Annotated in this window: 1 protein-coding gene; it reads left to right on the top strand. The window is 44.1% G+C overall.

Annotated elements, in window-relative coordinates:
* On the top strand, window positions 1-381 hold a 381-nt coding region (gene ssb, locus PGP85_RS21120), incomplete at both ends, for a single-stranded DNA-binding protein (RefSeq protein ID WP_270329192.1).

Genomic DNA, 381 nt, shown 5'->3' with positions numbered 1-381 from the left:
ATGTAGTTTTGGTCGGGCGATTGACAAAAGATCCTGACCTTAGATATACAGCGAATGGAACAGGAGTAGCAACATTCACTTTAGCAGTAAACAGAAACTTCACGAATCAAGATGGAAATCGAGAGGCTGACTTCATCAATTGCGTGATATGGCGTAAGTCTGCTGAGACACTAGCGAACTATGCTCGAAAAGGAACGCTTCTAGGCGTGACTGGTCGTATTCAGACAAGAAACTATGAAAATCAGCAGGGGCAGCGTGTCTATGTGACGGAGGTTGTCGCTGAAGACTTTCAACTATTGGAATCCCGTAGTACTAACGAACGGCGACAAAACGATGATACTCGTCAGAAAACTAATGACAATAGTTCGGATTCTGATCCGT

Origin of the sequence: Enterococcus malodoratus (genome assembly GCF_027659535.1) — a bacterium.
GTDB classification, from domain to species: Bacteria; Bacillota; Bacilli; order Lactobacillales; family Enterococcaceae; genus Enterococcus_A; species Enterococcus_A malodoratus.
The sequence above is the reverse complement of the archived record's forward strand: the minus strand, read 5'-3'. Positions and strand labels throughout refer to the sequence as shown.